Annotated in this window: 26 protein-coding genes; 18 read left to right on the top strand and 8 right to left on the bottom strand. The window is 60.4% G+C overall.

Annotation, left to right across the window (positions count from 1 at the left end):
- Window positions 1–47 precede the first annotated feature (47 nt).
- The 7 genes from B472_RS09310 (at window position 48) to B472_RS09280 (ending at window position 6,732) form a co-directional block, all read left to right on the top strand.
- Complete coding sequence (locus B472_RS09310) at window positions 48–1,238, top strand: amino acid ABC transporter substrate-binding protein (RefSeq protein WP_019427317.1); 1,191 nt, start codon at window positions 48–50, stop codon at window positions 1,236–1,238.
- 3 nt (window positions 1,239–1,241) lie between these two features.
- Window positions 1,242–2,117, top strand: coding sequence for a branched-chain amino acid ABC transporter permease (locus tag B472_RS09305; protein WP_026039611.1), 876 nt, complete (start codon window positions 1,242–1,244; stop codon window positions 2,115–2,117).
- On the top strand, window positions 2,114–3,136 hold the full coding sequence (locus B472_RS09300) for a branched-chain amino acid ABC transporter permease (RefSeq protein ID WP_019427315.1): 1,023 nt from the start codon (window positions 2,114–2,116) through the stop codon (window positions 3,134–3,136). Before B472_RS09305 ends, B472_RS09300 begins: the two co-directional genes overlap by 4 nt.
- Window positions 3,123–3,917, top strand: coding sequence for an ABC transporter ATP-binding protein (locus B472_RS09295; RefSeq protein ID WP_019427314.1), 795 nt, complete (start codon window positions 3,123–3,125; stop codon window positions 3,915–3,917). Before B472_RS09300 ends, B472_RS09295 begins: the two co-directional genes overlap by 14 nt.
- On the top strand, window positions 3,914–4,714 hold the full coding sequence (locus B472_RS09290; protein WP_019427313.1) for an ABC transporter ATP-binding protein: 801 nt from the start codon (window positions 3,914–3,916) through the stop codon (window positions 4,712–4,714). The genes B472_RS09295 and B472_RS09290 overlap by 4 nt, the downstream gene beginning before the upstream one ends.
- A 27-nt stretch (window positions 4,715–4,741) precedes the next feature.
- Window positions 4,742–6,196, top strand: coding sequence for an aldehyde dehydrogenase (locus tag B472_RS09285; protein ID WP_019427312.1), 1,455 nt, complete (start codon window positions 4,742–4,744; stop codon window positions 6,194–6,196).
- A 62-nt stretch (window positions 6,197–6,258) separates the two neighbouring features.
- Window positions 6,259–6,732 (top strand): DUF3237 domain-containing protein, encoded by a 474-nt coding sequence (locus B472_RS09280; protein ID WP_238147419.1) that lies wholly within the window; start codon window positions 6,259–6,261, stop codon window positions 6,730–6,732.
- Window positions 6,733–6,751: 19 nt separating this feature from the next.
- Here B472_RS09280 and B472_RS09275 read toward each other — a convergent pair whose 3' ends face one another.
- Complete coding sequence (locus B472_RS09275; RefSeq protein ID WP_026039609.1) at window positions 6,752–7,990, bottom strand: FAD-binding oxidoreductase; 1,239 nt, start codon at window positions 7,988–7,990, stop codon at window positions 6,752–6,754.
- A gap of 205 nt (window positions 7,991–8,195) precedes the next feature.
- Here B472_RS09275 and B472_RS09270 point away from each other — a divergent pair, with 205 nt between their 5' ends.
- Together B472_RS09270 and B472_RS17435 are read left to right on the top strand one after the other, a co-directional pair.
- The gene (locus tag B472_RS09270) at window positions 8,196–9,218 is read left to right on the top strand and encodes a tripartite tricarboxylate transporter substrate binding protein (RefSeq protein WP_050995461.1); all 1,023 of its coding nucleotides are present in this window, start codon (window positions 8,196–8,198) and stop codon (window positions 9,216–9,218) included.
- Window positions 9,219–9,303: 85 nt separating this feature from the next.
- Window positions 9,304–9,438 carry a hypothetical protein gene (locus B472_RS17435; RefSeq protein ID WP_019427308.1) on the top strand — a complete coding sequence of 45 codons (135 nt, stop codon included), beginning with the start codon at window positions 9,304–9,306 and terminating at the stop codon, window positions 9,436–9,438.
- 154 nt (window positions 9,439–9,592) lie between these two features.
- Here the strand turns inward: B472_RS17435 and B472_RS09265 are convergent, their stop codons facing one another.
- The 5 genes from B472_RS09265 to modA all read right to left on the bottom strand — a co-directional run bounded on the left by B472_RS09265 (window position 9,593) and on the right by modA (window position 14,338).
- Window positions 9,593–10,561 carry a succinylglutamate desuccinylase/aspartoacylase family protein gene (locus tag B472_RS09265; RefSeq protein ID WP_026039607.1) on the bottom strand — a complete coding sequence of 323 codons (969 nt, stop codon included), beginning with the start codon at window positions 10,559–10,561 and terminating at the stop codon, window positions 9,593–9,595.
- Entirely contained in the window at window positions 10,558–11,538 is a 981-nt protein-coding gene (locus B472_RS09260) for a tripartite tricarboxylate transporter substrate binding protein (protein WP_019427306.1), read from the bottom strand. Before B472_RS09260 ends, B472_RS09265 begins: the two co-directional genes overlap by 4 nt.
- A 122-nt stretch (window positions 11,539–11,660) precedes the next feature.
- A complete protein-coding gene (locus B472_RS09255) occupies window positions 11,661–12,830 on the bottom strand; it encodes an ABC transporter ATP-binding protein (RefSeq protein ID WP_019427305.1) in 1,170 nt (389 codons plus the stop codon).
- The gene (modB, locus tag B472_RS09250; RefSeq protein ID WP_019427304.1) at window positions 12,830–13,507 is read right to left on the bottom strand and encodes a molybdate ABC transporter permease subunit; all 678 of its coding nucleotides are present in this window, start codon (window positions 13,505–13,507) and stop codon (window positions 12,830–12,832) included. The genes B472_RS09255 and modB overlap by 1 nt, the downstream gene beginning before the upstream one ends.
- Before the next feature lie 30 nt (window positions 13,508–13,537).
- Window positions 13,538–14,338 carry a molybdate ABC transporter substrate-binding protein gene (gene modA / locus B472_RS09245; protein WP_019427303.1) on the bottom strand — a complete coding sequence of 267 codons (801 nt, stop codon included), beginning with the start codon at window positions 14,336–14,338 and terminating at the stop codon, window positions 13,538–13,540.
- Window positions 14,339–14,539: 201 nt separating this feature from the next.
- On the opposite strand from modA, the gene B472_RS09240 reads away from it, so the two are divergent.
- Entirely contained in the window at window positions 14,540–16,405 is a 1,866-nt protein-coding gene (locus B472_RS09240; protein ID WP_026039605.1) for a phosphoenolpyruvate carboxykinase (GTP), read from the top strand.
- A gap of 91 nt (window positions 16,406–16,496) precedes the next feature.
- The gene (locus B472_RS09235; RefSeq protein WP_019427301.1) at window positions 16,497–17,399 is read left to right on the top strand and encodes a DMT family transporter; all 903 of its coding nucleotides are present in this window, start codon (window positions 16,497–16,499) and stop codon (window positions 17,397–17,399) included.
- Between the two features lie 12 nt (window positions 17,400–17,411).
- On the opposite strand, the gene B472_RS09230 is transcribed toward B472_RS09235, so the two are convergent.
- On the bottom strand, window positions 17,412–17,882 hold the full coding sequence (locus B472_RS09230) for a hypothetical protein (RefSeq protein WP_050995460.1): 471 nt from the start codon (window positions 17,880–17,882) through the stop codon (window positions 17,412–17,414).
- A 144-nt stretch (window positions 17,883–18,026) separates the two neighbouring features.
- On the opposite strand from B472_RS09230, the gene B472_RS09225 reads away from it, so the two are divergent.
- The 7 genes from B472_RS09225 to pcaQ all read left to right on the top strand — a co-directional run bounded on the left by B472_RS09225 (window position 18,027) and on the right by pcaQ (window position 24,641).
- The gene (locus B472_RS09225; RefSeq protein ID WP_019427300.1) at window positions 18,027–19,004 is read left to right on the top strand and encodes a LysR family transcriptional regulator; all 978 of its coding nucleotides are present in this window, start codon (window positions 18,027–18,029) and stop codon (window positions 19,002–19,004) included.
- The gene (locus B472_RS09220) at window positions 19,001–19,873 is read left to right on the top strand and encodes a metallophosphoesterase (protein WP_019427299.1); all 873 of its coding nucleotides are present in this window, start codon (window positions 19,001–19,003) and stop codon (window positions 19,871–19,873) included. Before B472_RS09225 ends, B472_RS09220 begins: the two co-directional genes overlap by 4 nt.
- 136 nt (window positions 19,874–20,009) lie before the next feature.
- The gene (locus B472_RS09215) at window positions 20,010–20,432 is read left to right on the top strand and encodes a universal stress protein (RefSeq protein WP_026039604.1); all 423 of its coding nucleotides are present in this window, start codon (window positions 20,010–20,012) and stop codon (window positions 20,430–20,432) included.
- Window positions 20,433–20,596: 164 nt separating this feature from the next.
- Window positions 20,597–21,577 carry a TauD/TfdA family dioxygenase gene (locus B472_RS09210; protein ID WP_019427297.1) on the top strand — a complete coding sequence of 327 codons (981 nt, stop codon included), beginning with the start codon at window positions 20,597–20,599 and terminating at the stop codon, window positions 21,575–21,577.
- Between the two features lie 73 nt (window positions 21,578–21,650).
- On the top strand, window positions 21,651–22,625 hold the full coding sequence (locus B472_RS09205) for a tripartite tricarboxylate transporter substrate binding protein (RefSeq protein ID WP_019427296.1): 975 nt from the start codon (window positions 21,651–21,653) through the stop codon (window positions 22,623–22,625).
- A gap of 2 nt (window positions 22,626–22,627) precedes the next feature.
- A complete protein-coding gene (locus B472_RS09200; protein ID WP_040505986.1) occupies window positions 22,628–23,623 on the top strand; it encodes an amidohydrolase family protein in 996 nt (331 codons plus the stop codon).
- A gap of 64 nt (window positions 23,624–23,687) precedes the next feature.
- Window positions 23,688–24,641 carry a pca operon transcription factor PcaQ gene (gene pcaQ / locus B472_RS09195; protein ID WP_019427294.1) on the top strand — a complete coding sequence of 318 codons (954 nt, stop codon included), beginning with the start codon at window positions 23,688–23,690 and terminating at the stop codon, window positions 24,639–24,641.
- 2 nt (window positions 24,642–24,643) lie between these two features.
- Here the strand turns inward: pcaQ and B472_RS09190 are convergent, their stop codons facing one another.
- Window positions 24,644–25,267 carry a TetR/AcrR family transcriptional regulator gene (locus tag B472_RS09190; RefSeq protein WP_019427293.1) on the bottom strand — a complete coding sequence of 208 codons (624 nt, stop codon included), beginning with the start codon at window positions 25,265–25,267 and terminating at the stop codon, window positions 24,644–24,646.
- Between the last annotated feature and the right edge of the window lie 115 nt (window positions 25,268–25,382).

Genomic DNA, 25,382 nt, shown 5'->3' with positions numbered 1-25,382 from the left:
CTTTCACTCAACAGGGTCTGAGCAGATCCATCACCAGGAGACACAACATGACGACACGTCGACAAATGATTCAAGGTGCCGCAGCCTTGGGTGCTGCTTCGCTGGCACCCGCCCTGCGTGCTCAGGTCAAGCCTGTGCGCATCGGTTACGCCATGGCCAGGACCGGCCCATGGACCGGGGGCGCTCAAGTCAGTCAAGAGCCGAACTATCTGCTCTGGGCCGAACAAGTCAATGCGGCAGGCGGTTTGGATGTCAAAGGCGTCAAACGCCCCATCGAGTTGATCAGCTCGGATGACCGCAGCGATGTGGAAACCTGTGTCAGAACTTATGAAAAGCTGATGGGATCGGACAAAGTCGATCTGGTCTTGCCTCCTTGGGGCAGCAATGCCAACTTTGCCGTGGCCCCTTTGGCCAACCGTTTCGGTTATCCCTTCTTGGCACCTACAGCTTTGAGTCGCAAATTGGTGGAGATGAAGTTGCCCTACTTCTTCTTGCTGCTGCAGCAACCTGCACCCATGACCAATGCCTTGGTCGAGATGTTCAAGGCCAACGGCGTCAAAACCATTGCCTGCATTTATGTGGACGATCTGTTTGGCCTTGAGAACTACGCCGCCTTGAAAGTGGCCTTGCAAGGCAGTGGCATCCAAATGGTGGAAGAAAAAAGCTACCCCGGCGGTGTGAAAGACTTGTCGCCTGTTTTGCGCTCCATCAAGGACAAAAACCCAGATGCGTTCGTGGGCTTCACCTACCCACCGGACACGATTTTGGCCAGCCGCCAGTCCAAAGAAGTGGGTTTCAACCCCAAGTTTTTCTACGCCTCGGTGGGCACGGCCTTCCAGCTGTACCGCAACGTCATGACCCCTGCCGGCGCCGAAGGCGTGATGGGCATGGGCTCTTGGAACGCCAAGACCAGCCCCGGTGCCAAGGCTTACTTTGACGCACACACCAAGAAATTTGCGGGCAAAGAACCCGATCGCTGGGCCAGCGGCCACACATGGGCTGGCTTGGAGATCCTGACCGCAGGCGTCAAGCAAGTGGGCCTCGATAAAAAGGCCTTGCGCGATTACATCGCCAACACCAACCACAAGACCATCATTGGTGACGTGAAGTTCACAGGCAGTGAAAACACGGCCACGCCAGGAACGGTCAGCCAATGGCAGAACGGTGAGTTTGAAGTGGTCTGGCCGCCCAAATTGGCCACGGCCAAGATCAACACCAACAAACCTGTCTGGAAGTAAGCCGTGTCGATCACCGCCTGGATGGAGCTCATTGCCAGTGGCTTGATCACTGGCGGTATCTACGCATTGGTGGCGCTGGGGCTGAATTTGCAATACGGCCTCATGCGCATCCTCAACATTGCGCACGGTGAATTTTTGATGGTGGGGGCTTACCTCACCTGGATGGTTCAGACCCAGTTTGGCTTGTCGCCTCTGCTCATGCTGCCCGTGTCCTTTGGGGTGCTGATGCTGCTGGGCTTGGTGATCCACTGGCTGTGCTTCAGGCGGCTCAATGCGACATCGCCGACCCTGGACATCTTCGAGGCGCGCGGCCTGATGGTGGCCTTTGGCCTGATGTTCCTGATCCAAAACATGGTCTCGGCCATTTGGGGGGGAGAGCTTCGGGGCTACGACTTCATGACCGACCCGGTGGCCATGGGGGGCGCCCAGTTCGCAGGCAACAAATTGTTGGTCTTTGCCATGGCCTTGGTGTTCAGCCTGGGCTTGATGATCGTTTTGCGCAAAACGTTGTTGGGCAAAGGCGTCAGGGCGCTCATGCAGTCGCAAGTGGGTGCGCAATTGGTGGGCATCAACACGCGCACCTTGCACCCCTTGATGTTTGGCATTGGCCTGGGCCTGTCCGGTTTGGCCGGGTGTTTGCTGTCGATGGCTTACACCATTTCGCCAGCGATGGGCGAACCCTACACCGTGACGGCTTTGATCGTCATCACCCTGGGCGGTTTTGGCAGCATGGGCGGCGCACTGGCAGGCGGCCTGATGTTGGGCGTGATTGAAGCACTGGGCATGCACTTCACCAACCCGTCGCTCAAGGCGCTGCTGTCCTATGTCGTCTTCATTGGCGTGTTGTTGTTTCGTCCAAGAGGGCTTTTTGCAAAATGAACTCCAAGAACTTGTTGTGGCGTGACGTGCTGGTGCTGTTTGGCCTGACCGGCTGGGCATTGGCACTGCCCGGGTATGGGAGCGAATTTGCGCTGTCGATGGCGCTGACGTGCTTGATGTACGTGGCCCTGTCGACCAGCTGGGGCTTCTTCTGTGGTGCCTCGCGCTATTTGTCCTTGGCCACCTCGGCTTTTTTTGGTCTGGGCGCTTACACCACGGCCATGAACTTGGACACCTTGCCTTGGGCCAGTGCCATCGCCTTGGGTTCTGGCGTGGCTGCGGCCGTGGCGGTGGTCATGGGTTTGGGGGTGTTGCACCTGCGCGGCACTTACTTTGCCGTGCTGACCTTTGGCATGGCCGAGTTGATTCGCCACGCCATCAGTTATTACGAAAAATCGGTGCATGGCACCGTGGGCCGGGTGCTGACCACCGTGCCTGACATGAGCACGATTTACCACACGGTTTTGTTGCTGGCCGTGATCTCGGTGGGCCTGTCGATCGGATTGCGTCGCACCCGCTTTGGTTTGGCGTTGCTGGGCATTGGCGGGGACGAGCAACGGGCGCAAACCTTGGGGGTCAACACGCGGTGGATCAAGGTGGCCGGTTTTGCCTTTACCGCGGCGGTGGCGGGGGGCGTGGGGGCCGCCATGGCGGTGCGTTGGACCTACATTGACCCGCACACGGCGTTCAACCCCTTCATCGGGTTTCAGACCGTGTTGATTGCCCTGATCGGCGGCGCCATGACCATCTGGGGGCCCTTGATTGCGGCGATTGTGTTCAGCATTTTGGCCGAGACCTTGCGCCTGCAAGCCCCTCAGATTTACATGATGACGCTCGGCTTTTTGCTGATCCTCAGTGTGCTGTATTTGCCCGGGGGCTTGGCTTCGCTGCGTTGGCAAACCTTCAAAGACTGGCGCACTGACACCCGCCAATGGTGGAAAGACCTTCGCTACGACCTGAGCGGGGACAAAGCGCGCGACAAAAAGCGCGCCAAGGAGAGACGCAGTGTCGGCACCTAAAAACATCCTGCTGCGTGCCCAAGACATCACCGTGCGTTTTGGCGGGCTGACCGCCGTGGATGCGGTGAGTGTGGACATCCAAGCCGGTGAATTGGTGGGCATCATGGGGCCCAATGGCGCTGGCAAAACCACGTTCTTCAATGCCATCTCGGGGGTCACGCCTCTGACCAGCGGACAGCTGGCCATCGAGGGCAAATCTTTGGCCGGTGCCGCTCCGCACAGCTTTGCTGCGCGTGGGCTGGCCCGAACCTTTCAGACACCGCGCGTGTTTGCCGACTTGAGCGTCAGTGAAAACATCCGTTTTGGCTTGCAGTTTGCAGGCCGCAGACCGCGCAAATACATTTTTTGGGGCGAAGAAATCGGTGTGCCATGGGCACTGCGCGACGTCAGCAGCATTTTGTCGGTGATTGGTTTGTCACAGCTGGCCGATTTGCCGGCTGCGGCCATCACCCCATCGCAGCAGCGCATCTTGGAGATCGGCATGGCCTTGTCGACACGTCCGCGCATTTTGCTGCTCGACGAGGTGGCCGCCGGACTGACCGAGATTGAAGTGGAAGAAATGGCCCGGCTGATTCGCCGGCTGCGTGACGAACTCGATTTGTCGGTCATCTGGATCGAGCATGCCGTGAAGATATTGCTCAAGCATGTCGAGCGGGTGATCGTGCTTCACCAGGGCAAAAAGATCGCCGACGGCCGGCCCTCAGAGGTGGTTCGGGACAAGGACGTCATCGAGGCTTATTTGGGTGACGAAATGGTCAACGCTTCGGAGGGATTGGCATGATGTGGTATCGCCCTCAGCCCTTTGTTTTGGGTGGATCCGGAAAAGCCCAACTCAAGGTGCGCGGTTTGTCTGCAGGGTACGGGCCCTTTGAAGTGGTTCGCAATTTGAACTTTGACGTTTTGCCCGGATTGACGGTCATTTTGGGTCCGAATGGCGCCGGCAAAACCACGCTTTTGCGCGCCCTGTCCGGTCAAATACCGATGCGCGGCGAGGTCTTGTTCAATGGCGATGACTTGCCCGAAAAAGCCCATGAGATCGTTCAGGCCGGCATGGCCTTGGTCCCTGAAGGTCGGCAACTGTTCCCCCAAATGACCGTTCAAGAAAATCTTGAACTGGGCGGTTGGCTGCAGTCCGCTGCAGACCGGCAGGCCCGCATGAATGCGGTGATGGATGACTTTCCCAAACTGCGTGAACGCTTCAACCAACTGGCCGGCACGATGAGTGGCGGCGAACAACAAATGGTGGCCATTGCCCGCGCCATGATGTCCGCGCCCAAGCTCTTGATGTTGGACGAACCCTCTTTGGGCTTGGCGCCTCGCATGGTCGATGAATTGCTGCAAATGACGCGGCGCATCGCCGACAGCGGCACCACGGTTTTGATGGTGGAGCAAAACGTCAGAAAAGCACTGGCCGTCGCAGACCGGGGTTATGTCATCGAGCGTGGCAATTTGGTGGCGCACGGTTCATCGCAGTTGCTGGTGCGCTCCAGTGTCATTCGCGAAGCTTATTTGGGCGCCGCATCCAGCGATACACGCTCCGCATCTCAAGCGCTAGAAAAAACGGTTCGATCCATTTGATTTTTCATTTTCCAGGAGTGCAATTCCATGTCCGACATGTCCATGCTCATCAATGGCCTCAAGGTCACTGCCGAAAACAACGCCACCTTTGAGAGGCGCAACCCTTTGGATGGCACGGTGGCCACACGCGCCCCCGCTGCATCGACCGCGGACGCGATCATGGCGGTCGAAGCGGCTGCCGAAGCTTTTAAAACCTGGAGTGAGACAGGCCCCAACGAGAGAAGAGCCCTGTTGCTCAAAGCCGCCGAAAAACTGGAAGCCAAAACACCGGACTTCATCGAAGCGGTTCCTGCCGAAACGGGGGCCACAGGCATGTGGGCGGGCTTCAATGTGTTCTTGGCTGCGGGCATGATCCGCGAAGCCGCGTCACTGACCACACAAGTCTCGGGTGAAGTGATTCCTTCGGATGTGCCGGGCAGCTTGGCCATGGGCATTCGTCAACCTGCGGGCGTGGTGCTGGGCATTGCACCTTGGAATGCCCCGGTCATTTTGGGCGTCCGTGCCATCGCCACCCCCTTGGCTTGCGGCAACACGGTCATCCTCAAGGGGTCTGAAAATTGCCCCAAAACACACCAGCTGATTGTGGAAGCTTTTCAAGAGGCCGGCTTTCCTGCAGGCGTGGTGAACTACATCACCAACGCGCCTGCAGATGCCGGTGCCGTGGTGGAGGCCATGGTCGCTCACCCAGCGGTTCGCCGTGTGAATTTCACGGGCTCGACCAAAGTGGGGAAAATCATTGCGCAAACCTGCGCCAAATACCTCAAGCCCGTGATCCTGGAGCTGGGGGGCAAGGCGCCCATGGTGATCTTGGATGACGCCGACATCGACGACGCGGTGAATGGTGCGACCTTTGGCAGTTTTGCCAACAGCGGTCAAATTTGCATGAGCACCGAGCGCATCATCGTGGACGAAAAAATTGCCGATGAATTTGTCAAGCGCTTTGCCAACAAAGCCAGCAACCTGCCCTTGGGCGACCCACGCAAGCCCGAGCCTGTGGTCTTGGGCAGCGTGATTGGCATGAGCACGGTCGAGCATTGCAACGGCCTGATCGACGACGCATTGGCCAAGGGCGCCAAGTTGCTCTGCGGTGGCAAGTCCACCGACACGCTGATGCCCGCCACGCTGCTCGATCATGTGACGCCGGCCATGCGCATCTACCGCGAAGAGAGCTTTGCACCCGTCAAAGCGATCGTGCGCGTTCAAGGTGTTGAAGAAGCCATCGCTTGCGCCAACGACAACGAATATGGCCTGTCTTCATCGGTGTTTGGCAAAGACATTGCCCGCGCCTTCAACGTGGCCCGAAAGATCGACTCCGGCATTTGCCATGTCAACGGCCCCACCGTGCACGATGAGGCACAAATGCCTTTTGGCGGTGTCAAAGGCAGTGGCTACGGTCGATTTGGCGGCAAAGCCGGCATCCACGAATTCACCGAGTTGCGCTGGATCACCATCCAGACGACGCCGCGCCACTACCCCTTCTGATCGGGTTCGGTGAAAACAGTGTGACGCCTTGAACCCTCAAGGCGTCCATTTTTTGGATGACCATGAACTTGACCTTGCCACCCCCCACACTTGAACACCTGTGCGATCTGGCCGTGACCATCGCTGCCCCCGTGGAAGTGGGTCAAACCGCTGCCGGCTTGCGCCGCATGATCCCCATCACGGGCGGCACCGTGACGGGCCCCCGGGTGAACGGCAAAGTGTTGGCCGGTGGGGCCGACTTTCAACTGATTTTGGGCGGCGGCACGCAGGCACACCTGGATGCGCGCTATGTCATCGAGCTCGACGACGGCAGCCGGGTGTTTGTGCAAAACACCGCTTTGCGCGTGGCCTCGCTGGAAAACTCTCAACGCATCATGAACGGCCAACCCGTCAACCCGGACGAGGTGTACTTCCGCTGCCAACCCAAGCTTGAAGCCACCACACCCCAGTGGGCTTGGCTGAGCGAAAGCCAGTTCATCGGCGTTGGCCGCCGCGCACCCGATGGGGTGTTCATGAGCTTTTACCGGGTGTGCTGAGGCCTTGGGCTGGCCTTGATCACCCAAACCGCGCGGGCGAATAGGGCGTCGGGTCGACGCAAATTGGCTCGCCACACACCATTTCGGCCAGCAAGCGGCCTGACACCGGGCCCATGGTGAAGCCTTGGTGCGCATGACCAAAGTTGAACCACAGCCCAGGGTGGCGCGGCGCCGGGCCGATCACGGGCAGCATGTCGGCGACGCAAGGACGCGCGCCGAGCCAAGGTGGCTCGGGCAGGGGCTGGCCCAAATCCATCAATTCACGCGCCAAGGCGTCGGCCTTGGCCAGTTGCACCGGCGTGGACGGGGCATCGATGGGCGCAAACTCGGCACCGGTGGTCAGGCGCAAGCCACGCTGCATGGGCGCCAGCACGTAGCCACGCTCGGCATCGAGCAGGGGTTGCCTCAAGGGGGCGGGTGGTGTGTAGTGCTGGTGATAACCGCGCTTGATGAACAGAGGAAATCGGTAGCCCAGTGTGCGGATCAAGCCATCGGACCAAGGGCCCAGGGCCAGCACAGCGTGCTGGGCGTGCACCGGGCCATCGGTGGTGTTGACCGACCAGCCCGCGCCTTGCGCCTGCAAACTGGCCGCGTCGCCCACCATCAGACAGCCGCCACGCGCCTCCAACAAATCGGCATAACGCTGCACCAAAGCACCCGGGTCATTCACAGCCCAGGTGTCCAGCCAGTGGACGGCGCCCGCCAGCGGCCTGTGCAAAGCAGGCTCGGCCTGCGCGAGTTGGGCAGCGTTTTCTGCTTGGAAGCGCACACCGAAACGTGTCAGCAAATCTTCGGCCCGCTGTGCCGCTTTGTCGAAGGCCTCGGGCGTGCGAAAAACATAGCGGTAACCTTCATGCCCCACCAACTCCTGTGCGCCTGCGGCCGCGATCAATGGGGCATGCTCATTGTTGGAATGGGCAATCAGGCGGCTGTAGGCCGCAGTGGCCACGGCATGGCGCAAAGGATGCGAATGGTGCAGATAGCCCATCAGCTCTTTGCCCATGTGCCACAGCCCTTGAGCGTGCCAATGCACCTTGGCACCGCGCCCCAAAGCCACATCCAGCAAAAAGCCGGGCTCCCTTGGGAAAGGGTAGGGCTCAACCGCTTCGCGCTGGATCAAACCGGCATTGCCCATGGACGTTTCTTGGCCCGGCGCACGCCGGTCCACCAGCACCACATCGAACCCGCGTTGCTGCAAATGCAAGGCGGTGCTGATGCCGACCATGCCCGCGCCCAAAATAAGAACCGATGAAGCCATACCGATGAATACCGCTTGTGCAACGAAGTTGGAAGCGCGCTGACATGAGCCGAAAAGCGCCGCTTTGGATCAGTATAGAGACGGTGACAGCCCCGTCTATTAGCAACAACCAGACCTCAAAAAACCGCAGGCAAGGGCAACGCAAGCGACTGCAGCCTGGGGTCTGGCCTGTTAGGCTTATGGCTCTATGGATTGGAGCTTGAACATGAAATACCTCAGATTGGATACCACAGCCGCAGGGCAGACAGCGCGGCGTTCATGGCTTTTGGCCTGCGCTGGATTGCTGGCAGGTGTTTGGGGCTTGCAGGCCAACCCAGCCCATGCCCAAGAGTTTCCACCCAAAAAGAACGTGACCATGGTCGTGGGCTTTGTCGCGGGCGGTGCGGCCGACATGGGTGCGCGCATCATCGCCAAACGTTTGGGCGAAAACCTGGGCATTTCGGTCACCGTGGAGAACAAAGCCGGCGCTGGCGGCAACATCGCGCACCAGTTCACCGCCAGCGGCCCAGCCGACGGCAGTGTTTTGTTGTTGGGTTCGGTGGGACCCTTGGCCATTGCGCCACACATGATGAAACTGCCTTACGACCCCGTCAAGGACCTGGCGCCTCTGACCATGGCCGTTAATTTTCCGAACGTCCTGGTGGTCCATGCCGGTGCGGGCATCAAGACCTTTGCAGAATTTTTGGCCAGTGCCCGCAAGAACCCAGGCACGATCACTTTTGCCTCCACCGGACCCGGCTCTGCGTCGCACCTGGCGGGTGAATTGGTCAATGACATGGCCAATCTGGACACCGTGCACGTCCCTTACAAAGGGGGTGCCGCTGCACTTCAAGACGTACTGGGTGGCCGGGTGACCGGTTGGTACGCCACCATGGCCACCGCAGCCCCGCACATTGAGGCGGGCAAGTTGATTCCGCTGGCCAGCACAGGCGCGCAACGCGTGGCCAGCTTGCCCAAGGTGCCGACGATTGCCGAGTCGGGCTTAGCGGGTTTTAACGCCACCAACTGGTACGCGTTTGTGGCCTCCTCCAAAGTGCCCAAGCCGCTGCTCGACCGATGGAACACCGAGCTGGTCAAAGTTCTGACCACGCCCGAAGTGGTCGACCAGCTCAACAAACACGGATTGACGCCCATGCCTGGCAGCCGAGATGAATTGGCACGCTACATGGCCGCCGACACGGCCATGTGGGGCCGGGTCATCCGTGAACGCAAGATCGTGGCCGAGTGAGTGCGTCCATCAACCCGTCAGCCTTGTGAAAAGAATGCCATGAGCGCTTGGCTACAATATGTGCATTCTTGTTTCGGGGTACCCCATGTCTGCTCACAACGACTCTCATACATCTGACGATCCCGTGGAAAACGTGGTCAAGCACATTCCCGTGGTCATTCCAGCCGCCGGTGCGGTGCTGATTTTCTTGCTGGCTTTCATTGCCATCTTCATGGCCTGAAGCTTCTTGAAGTCGCAGGTGCGCTGATCGCTCAACCGCACCCTTCACAACAAAACCCGCAACAGCGCAAGCTTTGCGGGTTTTGCTTTGTGCGCTCCGGCGTGATGCACACCGCCCCGGCACGGCCAGCGGCGGGTCTGGGGCGGTGGCTTGGCTACAAGGGCCGCCGCCGTGCGAAACGCACCACGGTCACGCCCGCCCGGGCCTGTCGCACCGAGGGCATGACCAGCACGCAGTCGTCATAAGGCGTGGTGACAGGCTCGCCATCGTTGTCGCCAATCACCGTACCCGCCTGAGCGATGCATTCCAGTCCCTTGAACGGCTCGGTGAAACGGAATTTCTCGCTGCGCGCCACCACCGGTCCGGTCACTTCGAGGGCCCACTGTTGCTGGGCGTCGGCCTGTCTCCAGCCGGGCAATGCCGCTTGCAAGGCGGAGGCCGAGAGCACACCCGACACCTCAAGGAAACGGATGCTCAGGTCACGCGCCACATCGCGGCTGGCCGGGTCGCCATGGAAGCCACATTCGATCAGCAGCGAACGCGTCCCGGGCGCCTCGTCATCGGGCAGGCCAAAGCGCCCGTAGTCGCGCATGCGCACGCCGTCCTTGTGACCGGCATCGACCACGATGTGAACCGGGTTGGCCAGCTGGCGTGCCAGTTGCAGGTTGCGTGGCTGCACACCGGTCAGCAGCAGCGGCGCGCCAGGTTCGTGCATGGAATGCAGGTCCAGCACCCAGTCGGCCTGTTGCACCCAAGGGGCGAGCGCGGCCACGCGCTGGCGCTCGAGCGTGCGGGGTTCAGCGATGCGATCGTCCATCCATTGGCGGTTCATGTCTTCGTCGACAAAACGCGATGCATCGTGGTTCGCCTCGTCAAAGCGCTCGAATGCCCTCAGGTTCGCGAACATCAAGGTGAGCTGACCCACCGCGGGGCGAACGCCCGCCTCCAGCAGGCCCTTGAGCGCCCAGGCGCCACACAGTTCGTTGCCGTGGATGAGGGCGCTGATCAGGACATGCCGGCCGGGTTGTCCCGAATCGAAATGCCAGACGCCTTCGGTGCCGGTGTTGCCCTGGCGCCACATCGAGATGTCGGGGCAGGGCAGATCAAATGGAAGGGGTGTCATTCGCGGATCTTGGCAAAGTCAACGATGCGCTGGTACTTGGCGGTCTCTTCGCGCAGGAACTTGTTCATGTCCACCGCGCCTTGGGCCACGGCCGAGCCGGAGGCTTCAAGCTTGCTGCGCAATTCGGGGTTTTGCAGGGCATCGGCCAGACCTTTTTTCAATTTGGCGGCAATCGGCTCTGGCAGCTTGCCAGGGCCCATCAGCACAAACCAGGTGCTGATGTCGGTGTTCTTCAGGAGCGGATGCTCGGCCAATGCGGGAATCTCCGGAGTGACCTTCGACCGGTTCTTTTCGGTGGTGCCCAGGGCCACCACCTTGCCGCTGCGGATATGGGGCAGACCACTGGAGAGCACGAACACGCCAACCTCCAAGTTGTTGCCGATCACGTCGGTGGCCAACGGGGCCACACCGCGGTAAGGAATGTGCGTCATGAAGATGCCCGCTTGCTCCTTGACCATTTCACCGGCCAGGTGCAATGAAGTGCCCACGCCCGAGCTGCCATAGCTGAAGCGACCCGGGTTGGACTTGGCCAGCTTGAGGAACTCATCGGTGTTTTTCACGCCCATCTTGGGCGATGTCACCAGCACCAAGGGCTGCGAGGCGATCAGCCCAATGGGGGTGAAGTCCTGCCAGCTGTACTTGATGGTGGACGAAACCAGCCGGTTGATGGCCACTTCGTTGTTGGCGCCCACCAACAGGGTGTAACCGTCAGGCGCCGCACCGAGCACCTTTTGCGCACCGATGGCGCCGCCGGCACCCCCGATGTTCTCGACCACGACCGTGGCGTTCAGGCTTTTGGCCAGGGCTGCGGCCACCACGCGCCCGGTCAGGTCGGTGCTGCCGCCCGGCGGATAACCGACCACGATGGTGATGGGCTTGGCGGGGTAGTTGTCGGTCTGGGCATGGGCCAAGGGGCTGACGGCAGCCATTGCGCAGGCCAGGAGACCGAGGATGCGTCGCACGGCGTGGGTATTCATTGCAGGCTCTTTCATGAATGGAACAAAAGGCCATTGTCTCTGAGTCAGGCCCTCTGGCATGTCAAGTGGAGCAACATGGCTTGCTTTTTTGGCACCTCAGACCGGGCAAGCTGCCAGACCTGTTAGTTTGTGCGCACCGGCATGATGTGCAAGGCGCCAGGCGCGATCTGGAGTTGAACCCAGCCTCCAGAACCCACCTGCAAACGCTGCAGCAGGCGGCTGGTCAGGTTCAAGGTGATGGTTTGGCTGGGCAAGGCTTCGGGCATGAGTGTGCACAGGCTGATTTCGCCCAGCGACAAGACCTCCAGCAGCTGGCAGCGCAAGCGGGTGTGACCCGGCTCTTCCAGGCTGGGCAAATCGCCATCGCCCAGCACATCGACTTGTTCGCCGTTCATCACCCAAGTCACCGGCATGCCGTCGTCAATCTTGTTTTTATCGGGCACTGGCAACTCGACATGGCATTCAGGATGGCTTGCATCGGTCCAGCGCAAGCGGCCCCAACCCGGCCTGTCCTTGAAAAAGCATCCTTCAAAATGGTTTTGAATGCCGACCAACTCGGCCACACGCGCGTTGCGCGGGCTGGCGAACACACGGGCGGGCTCACCGGTTTGGAGGGTCTGGCCCGCGTCCACAATCACCACCCGATCGGCCAGGCGACGGGCCTCGGCCAAATCGTGCGTGACCAGCACCATGGGCACCGACACCTTTTGACGCAATGCGGCCAACTCGCGGTAAAGCGTCTGCCGTGTGGGTGCATCCACCGCAGAAAACGGCTCGTCCAACAACAAAACACCGGGCAAGTGGGCGGGGCTTGAAGCCGATGCGTCCATGGGCGTGGGCATGACCCGCACCAAGGCACGCGCCAAAGCCACGCGCTGCTGCTGACCGCCAGACAGTTGCGCGGGCCTGCGCGCACTCAGTTCGGCCAAGCCCAGTCGCGACAGCAAGGCCTGCACATCCGCACGGGTCCAACCTGCGCCAGCTGCCAGCGAGACATTGGCGTGGGCGGTCATGTGCGGAAACAAAGCGTACTGCTGGAACACCAAGCCCGCCCGACGCGCCTGCGGACTGAGCTGCACGCCCGCTGCCGTGTCCAGCCAAGCCTGTTCCCCCACCCGAATATGGCCTTGCACATCGGCCGGCGTCCACAGCCCGGCAATGGCGCGCAACATGCTGGTTTTGCCACTGCCGGACGGCCCAACCAAGGCCACCAACTCGCCCGCGCCGCATTCAAATTCAGCGGCCAGCCGGATTGGGCTGGCCGAGCGCAATTGCACTTGCAGGCCGGTCATCAGCGCTCCTGCAGGGCGCGGCCGCGTTGGCCCACCCGGTCAAAGGCCAACACCACGGTCAGCGCCAACAAGGACACACTCACCAGCGCCAGCGCCATCACATGGGCCGACTGCAAATCCATGCCCTGCACCTTGTCGTAGAGCGATACCGACAGGGTGCGGGTCTCGCCCTCGATGTTGCCACCCACCATGAGCACCACGCCAAATTCACCCAGTGTGTGGGCCACGGTGAGGGCCATGCCCGCCAGCAAACCGGGCCAGGCCAGCGGCAACTCAATGCGCCAAAAGGTCTGCCAGCTCGACAGGCCCGAGACCCACGCCGCCTCGCGCAGGCTGTGGGGCACCGCGGCAAACGCGCGTTGAATCGGTTGCACCATGAAGGGCAAATTGACCAACACACTGACCAAGAGCAGGCCTTCGAGCGTGAAAACCAAACGCACACCCGAGGCCGCGAGCCAGGCGCCCAAAGCGCCACCTTGGCCAAAGGCCACCAAAAAGTAAAAACCAATGACGGTGGGCGGCAACAGCAAAGGCAACAACAACAAGGCCTCGACCACGGGCCGCCCTGCCCAAGCGGTCACCGCCAGCCAACGGGCCAGCGCCAAGCCCACGGGCAGCAAAACCAAGGTGGTCAAAACGGCCAATGTCAGCGAAACGTGAAGGGCGGACCAATCCATGGGGTGAAGAAGGCGTATGCGGGGTTCTGATTATTGCGGCAAGGCATAGCCGTGGCGCACCAAGACCGTCTGGGCTGGCGGGCTGAGCAAAAACCGGTGCCAATTCACAGCGGCCGCACTGGCGCCTTGTAACAACACCATGCGCTGGTGCAGGGGTGAATGCAGATGCACGGGCAAGGGCAAGACCTGCAATGCGCTGGCGATTTCGGGCGCACTTGCCAGTGCCAAAGCCGTGATGCCGGCTTGCGCTGCACCCGTGGCGACAAACTGGGTGGCTTGGCCAATGTTGTCGCCCAACACTTTTTTCGGCGCCGGTAAGGGCCCAACGCCTGCGCGCAGCAAGGCCTCCTCGGCGGCCACGCCATAGGGGGCCAGCGCTGGGTTGGCGATGGCGAATTTGTCGCCCGTCTTCATCGCTCGGACCACTGCGGCCAAGCCTTGGCTCAGTGGCAATGCTGAATTTTGAGGGACCACCAAGGCCAATTGGCCCGTGGCGTAGCGCTGCCCGGCGTCCAGCGTCCGGCCTGCTTTGACCAGCTCGGCCACCCATGCTTCGTCCGCCGAAATGAACTGTTCAACGGGCAGCCCTTGCAAAATTTGCCGCGCCAAATTGCCCGAAGCGCCCAAGTTAACATCCACTTGAACGCCTGTTTGTTGCCTGTAAAGAGCCGTCAAGTCAGCAAGTACAAACTTCAGATTGCTGGCGGCCGCCACCTTGATTCGGGTTGGCGCCAAAGCCCAGGATGGCCCCAGCAAAGCCCCCGACAGGGCCCCCATGAAGCCGAGCCAACGCCGCCGCTGGCGCGCCATGGGCCAGCGAGCACCTCGCATACTTTCATGATTATTTTGCATAGATATAAAGGGGTTTTCGGCCAATCTGACAAGCAAGAAACAGGCGGTCTCCCTAAAATCGAGACCCTGCTGGCGACCCGTCCATGTCCAGCGCTCAGTATCTCAGCCTGCAAGCCGTTTTTCCAAAATCCCCTCCCTGGGCTTTTGGAAAAACGATTTTTAAACTTTGGAGCTTTCCCCATGAATTCACCCGCGATGCAGGGCCTGAACCTCAACACGCCCGCCTATGTGAAGAACGCCAAATTGATCGCCTGGGTCGCAGAAATGGCCGCCCTGTGCAAACCCGCGAACATTTACTGGTGCGACGGCTCCCAAGAAGAATACGATCGCCTGTGCGCCGAACTGGTGGCTGCCGGCACCTTCAAAAAACTCAACCCCGCCAAGCGCACCAACTCTTTCTTGGCTTGGTCCGACCCGTCGGACGTGGCCCGCGTGGAAGACCGCACCTACATTTGCTCTGCCCAAAAAGAAGACGCCGGCCCCACCAACAACTGGATGGATCCCGCGCAAATGCGCGCCACCCTGAACCCCTTGTTTGACGGTTGCATGGCCGGCCGCACCCTGTATGTGGTGCCTTTCTCGATGGGCCCCTTGGGGTCGCACATCAGCCACATCGGCATCGAATTGAGCGACAGCGCTTATGTGGCCGTCAACCAAAAAATCATGACGCGCATGGGCAAAGCCGTGTACGACGTGCTGGGCACCGATGGTGAGTTTGTGCCTTGCATGCACACCGTGGGCGCGCCTTTGGCCGCTGGCGAAAAAGACAAAACCTCTTGGCCTTGCAACCCCAGCACCAAGTACATCGTGCACTTCCCAGAGACCCGCGAAATCTGGTCTTATGGCTCAGGCTACGGCGGCAACGCATTGCTGGGCAAAAAGTGCTTTGCGCTGCGCATTGCCTCCAACATGGGCAAAGACCAAGGTTGGTTGGCCGAGCACATGCTCATCTTGGGCGTGACCAATCCTGAAGGCAAGAAGTACCACGTGGCAGCGGCTTTCCCCAGCGCTTGCGGCAAAACCAACTTCTCGATGCTGGTACCGCCTGCTGCGTTTGACGGCTGGAAAGTCACCACCATTGGTGATGACATTGCCTGGGTCAAGCCGCACACCGACGGCAAGATGTACGCCATCAACCCCGAAGCGGGTTACTTTGGCGTGGCCCCCGGCACCAACATGAAAACCAACCCCAACTGCATGTTGAGTCTGAACAAAGACGTGATCTTCACCAACGTGGCCCTGACCGACGACGGCGACGTGTGGTGGGAAGGCATGGAAAAAGACACCGGCAAGTTGCCCGACCATTTGATCGACTGGCAAGGCAAGGACTGGACCCCCCAGATCGCCAAAGAGACCGGCGCCAAAGCCGCCCACCCCAACGCCCGCTTCACCGTGTCCGCGACCAACAACCCCGCGCTCGACCCCGCTTGGGACGACGCTGCAGGCGTGCCGATCGATGCCTTCATGTTCGGTGGCCGCCGCTCAAGCACTGTGCCATTGGTCACCGAAGCGCGCAGCTGGGCCGAAGGTGTTTACATGGCTGCGACCATGGGCTCTGAGACGACTGCCGCAGCCTTTGGCGCGCAAGGCGTGGTGCGCCGCGACCCCTTCGCCATGCTGCCCTTCTGTGGCTACAACATGAGCGACTACTTCCAGCACTGGCTCAACACCGGCGCCAAGGCCCAAGCCGCTGGCCACAAACTGCCCGCCATGTACTGCGTCAACTGGTTCCGCAAGGGCGAAGACGGCTCGTTTGTCTGGCCCGGCTATGGCGACAACATGCGCGTCCTCAAGTGGATGATCGACCGCCTGGAGGGCAAAGCCCAGGGCGAAGAAACCATGTTTGGCATTGCGCCCACTTACGCTGAAATCAACTGGAACGGCATCGCGTTCAGCGCCGAACAGTTCAAGTCGGTCACCAACATCGACAAGGCCTCTTGGCAGGCCGAGTTCAAACTGCACGACGAGCACTTTGCGCAATTGAGCTACCACCTGCCCCAAGCTTTGCTGGACACCAAGGCCGCATTGCAAGCGCGTCTGGCTTAAAGCTCCGGCTCTGCGCCCATTCGGCGTCTGAGTCTCCAACCGCCCCGGCCACAAACCGGGGCGGTTTTTTCTGGCCTGCACAATCGGTGTCATGTCTTTGTTTCAAACCGCTGAATCCCGAACCCGCATCGCCTTATGGCTGATATGGGTCACGCCCGCCTTGTGGTCCGTCAACTACATCGTGGCGCGCTCAGCGCCGGGCGTGGTAGAGCCCCACATGCTGGCCTTGGGCCGCTGGGCTTTGGCAGGCGTGATCCTGGCCTTTATCGCACGCAGTGAGCTGTGGCGAGAAAGGCGCAGCACTCTGGCAGACGGTGGCAGGTATCTGCTGCTGGGGGCCTTGGGCATGCTGATTTGCGGGGCCTGGGTCTACCAAGGGGGCAAGACCACCACGGCCATGAACATCGCCCTGATTTATGCCGCCTCGCCCGTTTTGATTGCGCTGGGCGCCGTCCTGTGGCTGGGCGAGCGCTTTTCATGGCGCCAAGGACTGGGCGTTGTCGTGGCCATGGCCGGGGTATTCCATGTGGTGGTCAAAGGGCAGTGGTTGGTTTTGGCTCAGGTGCAATGGGTGGCCGGGGACGGCTGGATTGTGCTGGCCATGGCGGCCTGGGCGGCTTTTGCCTTGTTGCAAAAAAAGTGGCCCACGCCTCTGGGTTCGACGGCGCGACTGGCCGCCATTTGCATGGGTGGTGTGATCGTGCTGCTGCCCTTCAGCCTGTGGGAATTCCTTCAACCTGAGCGCCCGGCCTGGACAGTGCAAGCCACGCTGCTCGTTGTGGCCGCTGGGCTGTTGCCCGGCCTCGGGGCTTATTGGGCCTATGGCTTTTGCCAAAAGGTGCTGGGCGCCAGCCGTGTGGCCGCCAGTTTGTACCTGGGGCCTTTGTATGGTGGTTTGGCAGGATGGGTCGTTTTGGGAGAAGCCATGGGCTGGCACCACGTCATGGGCGCTGCGTTGATCTTGCCGGGCATCTACCTGGCCTCCAAGCGCTGAAAGCGCCGGTGCTCAGATGTAATAAAGACGATCGCGCACCAAACGGGCGGCACGGCGGGACATGCGGTCTTCAAACCCCTGCAATGCGCTGCGCTGCTCAGGGGCGCGGTCCATGGCCACTTCCAAGTCACGCATCAGACGCGGGTCGTTTTGAGCCATGGCCCACAGACGCTCGTCTGCACGGCGACGGGCCAACTGCGCTGACCATGTGTCAAAGAATGTCATCAAGTTTTGCGCCAAAACGCGGGTCAGCCCACGCAACAGCACAATGGCCAAAACAGCCACGGCCCACAAAGCCAGCCAAGCGGCCAACAGATGAGACTCGGCCCAGCCATCCAAAAGCCGGTAGGTCAGCACCAGCAAAGCGGAAACGCCGGCGGCAAGCAAGACCGTGGCCAAGCGTTGGGTGAGCGCCAGAGGCGCTTCAGCGGCAGTGGGCAGCAGCGTTGGCTGACCCAATATGGTTTTGGTGGCGGTGTTCATTGTGTTTTCCCTAGAATTGATTCTGTGCAATTTGGCATTGCTAATCATTAAAATCAGAACTCATCATAGGGTTTACGTGTATATTGTTCAACTTTATATTCATGATGCCCATCATTCATAATGGTGATAGATAGGTCTGCCAACATGAACACCCCCATTCCTGCCGCCTTTCGCACGCTGGACCTGAATTTGCTGCGGGTCTTTGACGAAGTCATGGCCGAACGCAGTCTGACCCGGGCCGCCAACAACCTGTCTTTGACCCAGCCCGCCGTGAGCAATGCCTTGCGGCGGTTGCGCGATGCCTTGGGCGATGAACTGGTGCGCCGGCAGGGCCACGGCATTGAACCCACGCCTCGGGCCTTGGCTTTGTGGCCGAGCGTGCGCGAAGCCTTGCGACAGCTGCAAGCGGCCATCGTGCCCAGTGCTTTTGAGCCGCAGCAGGCCAACAGCACTTTTGTGCTGGCCATGGCCGACGCCACCGCGGCCGAACTCATGGGCGGCTTGGCCAAGCAAATGGAAGAGCAAGCGCCCGACGTGTCACTGCGTGTGGTGCCTTTGACCACCCGAGACCCCCGCAAACTGTTGGGCGAAGATGCCGCAGACATCGCACTGGGCTACTTTCCGGCCGTGTTGGCTGACTTGACGGCCCGGGCCCAATCAGGCGAAGCCATTCCCTATGCGCACCAACGCCTGTATTCGGGCGAATACGTGTGTGTGATGCGCAAAGACCACCCTTTGGCCAAACGCCCCATCACCCTGCAGGACTATTGCAACGCACGCCATTTGCTGGTGAGCTTTTCGGGGCGAGCCTATGGCTTTGTGGACGAGGCCTTGGCTGTGATCGGTCAACAAAGGCGCATCGTGCTCACGGTGAATCAGTTCTTCACGGCTGGGCGGGTGGTGGTGAACTCCGACTTGCTCACCGTGCTGCCGCGCCACTTCGTGCCCACCACCGGCATGGCCAAAGAATTGGCATTGCACGACTTGCCCTTTGACGTACCGCCCGTTCAGGTGCACGCCCTGTGGCACCGGAAACGCGAACACGACAGCGCGCACCAGTGGCTGCGCGCCCAATTGCAACAAGCGGCGCAACAAGCCTTTCGCGCCGAGGACTGCGCATGAAGATCCAACTGCTTTCTGACCTGCACCTGGAATCCAACCCCGGTTTCATGCCCAGCCCCGCACCCGGTACGGATGTGCTGGTGCTGGCGGGTGACATTGGCTCCTACCAAGCGGGTTCGGCCTTGAGCAAAACCGGCGATACCGACTTTGGCTTGGCGCGATTTTCACCCCTGCACGGCTGGCCCACACCGGTGCTGTTTGTGCCGGGCAACCACGAGTACGACGGCTTGGACTTTGACGAGGCCCACGCCCGGCTGCAAGACAGTTGCGCCCGGCTGGGCATCACCTGGCTAGAACGAGAAGTGGTGCAAATGGGCCAAGTGCGTTTTGTGGGCACCACGCTGTGGACCGACTTTGACGCGCTGGGGCCATTGGCGGGGCAGAAGATACCCGACCCACTGGTGGACAAAATTCCGGCGCACTTCAGCCACCCCAACAGCCAGTTCACTCGCCAAATCAAAGCCCGCGACAAGGCTTTCAGGGCCGCCAACTATTACCTGCGCAAAGCCATGACCACGCGTCAGGGCGAAGCTTGGTTGGCCGAAGGGCTGCGCGCGCAAGCGCTGCAATGCCAAGAATGGTTAAGCCAGGCACTGAACACCCCCTTTGATGGGCGCACCGTGGTCATCACACACTTTGCGCCCAGCTTGCACAGTGCCGATCCACGCTACGGCCGGGTTCCAGGCACCGCCGGGTTTTGCAATGCGCTGGACGCACTGCTGCCGCAGGCGCAACTTTGGCTGCATGGGCATTTGCATTGCCCCAGCGACTACACCTTGAATGGCTGCCGCGTGGTGGCCAACCCTTTGGGCTATGCCCACAAAAACGAGCAAAAGACCTTCAAACCCATTGAGCTGATCAGCCTTTGAAAGCGCGGCACAAGGCTTGCCACATTGGGCCAAGGCCCCCCGTTGCCAAACAGCGCGTTTCATGACCCAAGTCAAGGCCGCACGGTCAGACAAGTCTTATGGTCAAGCCTTGTTTGATTTGCAACAGGAGACCCTCATGAAAATCTTATTGGCCATCGACGGCAGCGAATTCACCAAAAAAATGCTGGCTTACCTGACCACGCACGACGAGCTCTTCAGCGCCAAAAACAGCTACACACTGCTGACCGTGAACCCCCAATTGCCCCCCCGCGCGCGCGCCGCCGTGGGCAAAGAGATGGTGGATGCTTACCACCGCGAAGAAGCTGAAAAAGTGTTGGCCCCGGTCACCAAGTTCTTGCTGCGCCACAACATCGACGCCAAAACCATGAGCAAAGTCGGGCACGCTGGCGAAACCATCTCCAAAACAGCCGACAGCGGCAAGTTTGATTTGGTGGTGATGGGCTCACACGGCCACGGCACCTTGGGCAACCTGGTCATGGGCTCGGTCGCCACCCAAGTGCTGGCCAACAGCAAAGTGCCCGTATTGCTGGTGCGCTGAAGACCGCTGCTTACCCGGCTGGGCGGGCCTTGTATCGATGGGCTTGCCCTTCTGGGTATAACCTTAGGGAATACCGCTGCCCTTGGAATTTCAATTTATTTGACCGACTCCTGCGCATACAGTCCAATCTGGCTGCTTTCGCAGCTCCAAAGGAGTTATAGGTCATGGACATGGATACCCCGCAACAGGCCCCCGCAACGGCGGCTTCCTCGGCATTGGAAATTCGCCGTGCCGGCGTTTTTCTGGGCGCCCGCATTACCGGCATCGACCTCAAGCAGACGCTGGACGACGCCACGGTCGAGGCCCTCAAACTGGCCCACGCCCAGCATGGCGTGTTGGTCTTTCCGGATCAGGTGATTTCCTCAGAAGACCTGCGCCGGTTTGGCCGCTATTTCGGGACCCTGAGCGTTCACCCCTTTTCCACCAGCAGCAACGACGCCCCCGAGTTGATCGTCTATGACAACAAGGAGGGCAATCCCCCCGCGCCCACAGACATCTGGCACACCGACGAAACCTTTCGAGAGGCGCCGCCCATGGGTACGGCGCTGTGCTCCAAAATCATTCCTGAACACGGCGGCAACACCGCATTTGCCAGCATGTCGGCGGTGTACGAAGGATTGTCCGACCGCTGGCAGCGCTTTTTATCGGGTCTGGAAGCCGTCCACGACTTCAAGCCTTTTCGCAGCCTTTTCCCCACCGACGCCGATGGCATCGAAAAGTTGCGCCGCTTTGAAGACCGCTACCCTGCCGTCACCCATCCGGTGGTGTCGGTGCACCCCATCACGGGCAAAAGGGTTATTTTTGTCAACCCCCAGTTCACGCTTTACATCAAGGGCATGGCGGAAGATGAGAGCCGCATGATCCTGGACATGCTGTACCGCAAGACCCTGATTCATGAATACCAGTACCGGCACTGCTGGGAACCGAACATGGTGGTGTTCTGGGACAACCGCCATGTACAGCATTCCGCCTTGCACGATTACTACCCGCAGCGTCGCCTGATGGAGCGCGTGACCATCGCCGGTACCCGCCCTGTGGCTGCCGACCCGGCCGCCGACCCCAAAGACCTGCGACGGTATCTGATGCCTCCTTTGTCGCAATTTCGCCAGGCGGGTACCGCCCAAAAGAGACAACTCGACCTTTGAGCTTGTTGGCGCATCAACGCCTTTTGTGATAAACCCCAAGCAATCTGTTGGCCATTCAAATGAGGAGACTGCCATGTTCCGTTTTTCACGACGTGCCATTTTTGCTGCGCTGGCACTGAGTGCCTGCACAGGTGTTTTCAGCCAAACCGCCTACCCCGACAAACCCATCCGTTTGGTGGTGCCGTACCCGCCCGGCGGGTTCACGGACATTCTGGGCCGCCTGCTCTCCGCCCAACTTCAGACCCGACTTGGGCAGACCGTGATCGTGGACAACAAAGGCGGTGGCGGCAGCACCATTGGCAGTGCCCTGGTCGCGCGCGCGCCTGCCGATGGCTACACACTGCTGTTGGTCGCACCCGATTTGGCGATCAATGAAAGTTTGATGGCGACTCGGCTCAGCTATGACGCTCGCAAGGACTTCAGCCCTGTGATCCGAGCGGCTTGGTCGCCCATGGTTCTGGTCACCCACCCCTCTGTCCCTGCTAAAAACGTGAGTGAGTTTCTGGCCCTGGCCAAGGCCCGACCCGGCAAAATCAACTTCGCCTCGGGTGGCATCGGAACGGGTGCACACCTGGCATTGGAGTTGTTCAAAACCCGTGCTGGTGTCGACGTGACGCATGTCCCCTACAAGGGCAATGGCCCGGCCACTTCCGACCTTCTGGGCGGCCAAGTTTCGGCCATGTTTTTGCAATACGCCGTCGCGAAACCGCATATAGCCGGCGGCAAGCTGGTCATGCTGGCAACGCCCAGCGGGAAACGATCGGCAGCCATACCGGATGTGCCCACCATTGCGGAGAGCGGCCTGCCCGGATTTGACGTTGAGCCTTGGTTCGGCATTGTGGCGCCCGCAGGCACACCAGCAGCCATCGTCAACCGGCTGAACGCCGAGATCGGCAAAATCATGCAGCAAAACGACGTCAAAGAGATGCTGGCCAGCGTCGGTGCTGCGCCCTCGATCTCATCACCGCAGGAGTTCGGCAAATTCATTGACAGCGAAGTCACACGTTGGGCTGAAGTCGTCAAAGCGTCTGGCGCCAAAGCGGAGTGATCATGGGCGCCCAGGCCATCGACATGCATGCGCACTGGGTGCCCCCGCAGGTGGCCCATGCGCTGCGCCAGCGTCAAGGTCAGGTGCCACGCCTAGAGGTGCTTACCGATGGGGCCGAGCGCTTGGTCATGCCGATTGGCACCCTGGGTTTCAGCGAGGCTCACACCGACCCGTCACAGCGACTTCAGCACATGGTGCAACAAGGCGTGGCCAAACAAATGCTGTCATTGCCCGGTCTGTTTGGCATCGACAGTTTGCCTTTTGACCAGTCAGCGCCGCTGGTGCGCGCCTTCAATGATGCTTGTGGGCAGTTGTGCCAGACCCACCCCGACCGATTTTGCGGACTCGCCGCGCTGCCCTTGGCCGATATGGACGCGGCCGTGGCAGAACTGCGCCGAGCGCGACGGGAGCTGGGGCTGCTGGGGGCCATTTTGCCGGTGGACGCCTTTCGCAGCGAAGCCGCCAGCGCTCGCATCCGACCCTTGTTTGAAGCGGCCGAGGCGCTGGGGGCGCACTTCTTTGTACACCCCGGACGCATGCCCGACAGCGGTGCCTTGCCCGATGCGCCTCCTGACCACGATCTGGCACGCCGTGCGCTGGCCGTTCAGCACGAGGTCGGTCAAGCCATGGTGACCCTGCTGCTGTCGGACTTTTTGCAACCGTGGCGCAACATCACCGTTCAGGTGGCCAACCTGGGTGGCACCTTTCCTGCTGTGGTCGAACGCATGGACCACATGCTGGCCCTGCGCGACCCGGCCCGCGCCATGCCATCGAGCCGGGCGCGCGCCGTGTGGGTGGATTGCGCATCGCTGGGCCCTCAGGCCTTGGAACAAGCTGTGGCGGTATTCGGTGCCGATCGGGTTGTGCTGGGCACGGATTGCCCCATTTTCGATACCGCCAGAACTCTGGCGGGCATTCAACAATCTCGACTGTCGGCGGCCGATCAGGCCCAGGTCATGTCTGGCAACGCCGCCAGTTTGTTGGCACGACTGACCTGAATGCCAACAGGGCATACGGTCTGTGCCCACATCGACCGCGTTTTTTGCAGGTTATGCTTGTCTGATGTCATTGAAAGACCGCCTCAAAATGCGTCACCTGCGCACCTTGGTGGCGATTGCCGAACACGGCTCACTGGTTCGCGCCGCCAAAGCCTTGAGCATTTCGCAACCCGCTGTCACCAAAACCCTGGCCGAGCTCGAAGACATTGCAGGCCATCGACTTTTTGAACGCTCACCCAAAGGCGTCACATTGACCGGGGCGGGTCAAATTTTGGTCAGGCACACGGGATCCGGCTTGCGGGCGATCCACGATGGGCTGTCCAGCCTGTCTGCCGAAGAAGAGGGCGAGGCCCCTGCCCTTGTGATTGGCGCCTTGCCCAATGTCGGTGCCACGGTGCTGGCGCCCGCTCTGGTGCGCTTTGCCGCCGCGGCGCCACGGGCCCGCGTAGCCGTGCGAACAGGCAGCAATGCACAGCTGATTGCCGCCTTGAAACAAGGGGTTCTGGACATGGTGATTGGTCGCCTCGCAGAGCCATCGGACATGCAAGGTTTGACCTTTGAACACCTGTACACCGAGCCTTTGCTGCTCGTCGTTCGCCCGGGGCATGATCTGTCTTTGCGACAGAAAATCGATCCCGCCCTTTTGGACGGCTACCGTTTGGTTCTGCCCGATGCAGGGACGCGGGCCAGAGAAGCTGCAGACCGCTTTTTCATGGCCGTGGGCACGGGGCTGCCTTTGAAAGTCATTGAAACCATAGACCTGTCATTCGGCCGCAGCTATGTGCTGCACAGCGACGCTGTGTGGTTTGTTCCACTGGGCGCCATAGAAAATGATTTGCTTCAAGGTTCGCTGGTGCGCCTACAGATCGATACGAGCGCCACAGAGGGACCCGTCGGTTTGACCCTCCGCGTTGACACCCAATCTTCCGAATCCATACAAAGGGTGTCGGATGAGATACGTCAAAGCGCTTATGAACGGTTTGGGGCTTTGTCAAAATCCCCGAATGCCAACGCCTGACCTCAGCGGGCGTTCAGTCCATCAAAGCAGGTGCTCATGACCAAATCGAGGATCTGCTCATCGGTGTGCTGCTCACCCATCTTGAGGAATTCCAGCACCGGGTCGCAGGCGCGGGCAAACAAGGTGTAGAGCACGGCCACGGCTGGCAAGGCTTTGTTGATCTGGCCCTGCGCTTGGGCCTCTTCGATCCAACCGCCCAAAGCGTCGCTGACCTCCATCAAACCGTCCATGTAATCTTTGCTGCCCATGAGGGTCGAGCGAAGGCTGGAGTTTTGGCTGGGCAATGAGGGCATCAAGCCTTGCAGCTTGAGCGTCATGGTCCAGCGGGTCACGAATTTGAGTTTTTCCAGCGGGGCCAAGCTGGCATCGGTGCTTTGGATGACTTCTTGCGCCCGGCGCATGGCGGTGACCATGGCGGCGCAGGCCAGCTCTTCTTTGCTGGTGAAGTGCTTGTACAGGCTGGCCTTGGCGATACCCACCTCCGCCGCGACCTCGTCCACCGTCATCGCATCAAAGCCTTTTTCAGCCAACAAACGGTTGACCGACTGGATGATCGCGACCTCGCGGGCAGCGAGCATCTGAACTTTGAATGATTTTTTGGGCGCGGACGGGGTTTCTATTTGCATCGGTTCATTTTAGCCGTGCAACCCCAAAAAATGACTCAAGGGTTACCCTTGTATACCGGCGGGTCTTTTCAACTGCCGGGCACCACCCCCGCCACACCTTGGCGCACGGTCCAAC

This window comes from Limnohabitans sp. Rim28 (genome assembly GCF_000293865.2).
Classification (GTDB): Bacteria; Pseudomonadota; Gammaproteobacteria; order Burkholderiales; family Burkholderiaceae_C; genus Limnohabitans_A.
Note: the sequence above shows the minus strand (reverse complement) of the source record. Positions and strands in the feature narration are given on the sequence as shown.

Coding starts and splice junctions, on each gene's coding strand:
- B472_RS09210 (WP_019427297.1), top strand. CDS start 20,597: ATGGACATGGATACCCCGCAACAGGCCCCCGCAACGGCGGCTTCCTCG.
- pcaQ (WP_019427294.1), top strand. CDS start 23,688: ATGTCATTGAAAGACCGCCTCAAAATGCGTCACCTGCGCACCTTGGTG.
- B472_RS09215 (WP_026039604.1), top strand. CDS start 20,010: ATGAAAATCTTATTGGCCATCGACGGCAGCGAATTCACCAAAAAAATG.
- B472_RS09200 (WP_040505986.1), top strand. CDS start 22,628: ATGGGCGCCCAGGCCATCGACATGCATGCGCACTGGGTGCCCCCGCAG.
- B472_RS09230 (WP_050995460.1), bottom strand. CDS start 17,882: ATGAACACCGCCACCAAAACCATATTGGGTCAGCCAACGCTGCTGCCC.
- B472_RS09260 (WP_019427306.1), bottom strand. CDS start 11,538: ATGAATACCCACGCCGTGCGACGCATCCTCGGTCTCCTGGCCTGCGCA.
- B472_RS09290 (WP_019427313.1), top strand. CDS start 3,914: ATGATGTGGTATCGCCCTCAGCCCTTTGTTTTGGGTGGATCCGGAAAA.
- modB (WP_019427304.1), bottom strand. CDS start 13,507: ATGGATTGGTCCGCCCTTCACGTTTCGCTGACATTGGCCGTTTTGACC.
- B472_RS09275 (WP_026039609.1), bottom strand. CDS start 7,990: ATGGCTTCATCGGTTCTTATTTTGGGCGCGGGCATGGTCGGCATCAGC.
- B472_RS09280 (WP_238147419.1), top strand. CDS start 6,259: ATGAACTTGACCTTGCCACCCCCCACACTTGAACACCTGTGCGATCTG.
- B472_RS09300 (WP_019427315.1), top strand. CDS start 2,114: ATGAACTCCAAGAACTTGTTGTGGCGTGACGTGCTGGTGCTGTTTGGC.
- modA (WP_019427303.1), bottom strand. CDS start 14,338: ATGCGAGGTGCTCGCTGGCCCATGGCGCGCCAGCGGCGGCGTTGGCTC.
- B472_RS09190 (WP_019427293.1), bottom strand. CDS start 25,267: ATGCAAATAGAAACCCCGTCCGCGCCCAAAAAATCATTCAAAGTTCAG.
- B472_RS09265 (WP_026039607.1), bottom strand. CDS start 10,561: ATGACACCCCTTCCATTTGATCTGCCCTGCCCCGACATCTCGATGTGG.
- B472_RS09225 (WP_019427300.1), top strand. CDS start 18,027: ATGAACACCCCCATTCCTGCCGCCTTTCGCACGCTGGACCTGAATTTG.
- B472_RS09205 (WP_019427296.1), top strand. CDS start 21,651: ATGTTCCGTTTTTCACGACGTGCCATTTTTGCTGCGCTGGCACTGAGT.
- B472_RS09285 (WP_019427312.1), top strand. CDS start 4,742: ATGTCCGACATGTCCATGCTCATCAATGGCCTCAAGGTCACTGCCGAA.
- B472_RS09220 (WP_019427299.1), top strand. CDS start 19,001: ATGAAGATCCAACTGCTTTCTGACCTGCACCTGGAATCCAACCCCGGT.
- B472_RS09235 (WP_019427301.1), top strand. CDS start 16,497: ATGTCTTTGTTTCAAACCGCTGAATCCCGAACCCGCATCGCCTTATGG.
- B472_RS17435 (WP_019427308.1), top strand. CDS start 9,304: ATGTCTGCTCACAACGACTCTCATACATCTGACGATCCCGTGGAAAAC.
- B472_RS09270 (WP_050995461.1), top strand. CDS start 8,196: ATGAAATACCTCAGATTGGATACCACAGCCGCAGGGCAGACAGCGCGG.
- B472_RS09240 (WP_026039605.1), top strand. CDS start 14,540: ATGAATTCACCCGCGATGCAGGGCCTGAACCTCAACACGCCCGCCTAT.
- B472_RS09310 (WP_019427317.1), top strand. CDS start 48: ATGACGACACGTCGACAAATGATTCAAGGTGCCGCAGCCTTGGGTGCT.
- B472_RS09255 (WP_019427305.1), bottom strand. CDS start 12,830: ATGACCGGCCTGCAAGTGCAATTGCGCTCGGCCAGCCCAATCCGGCTG.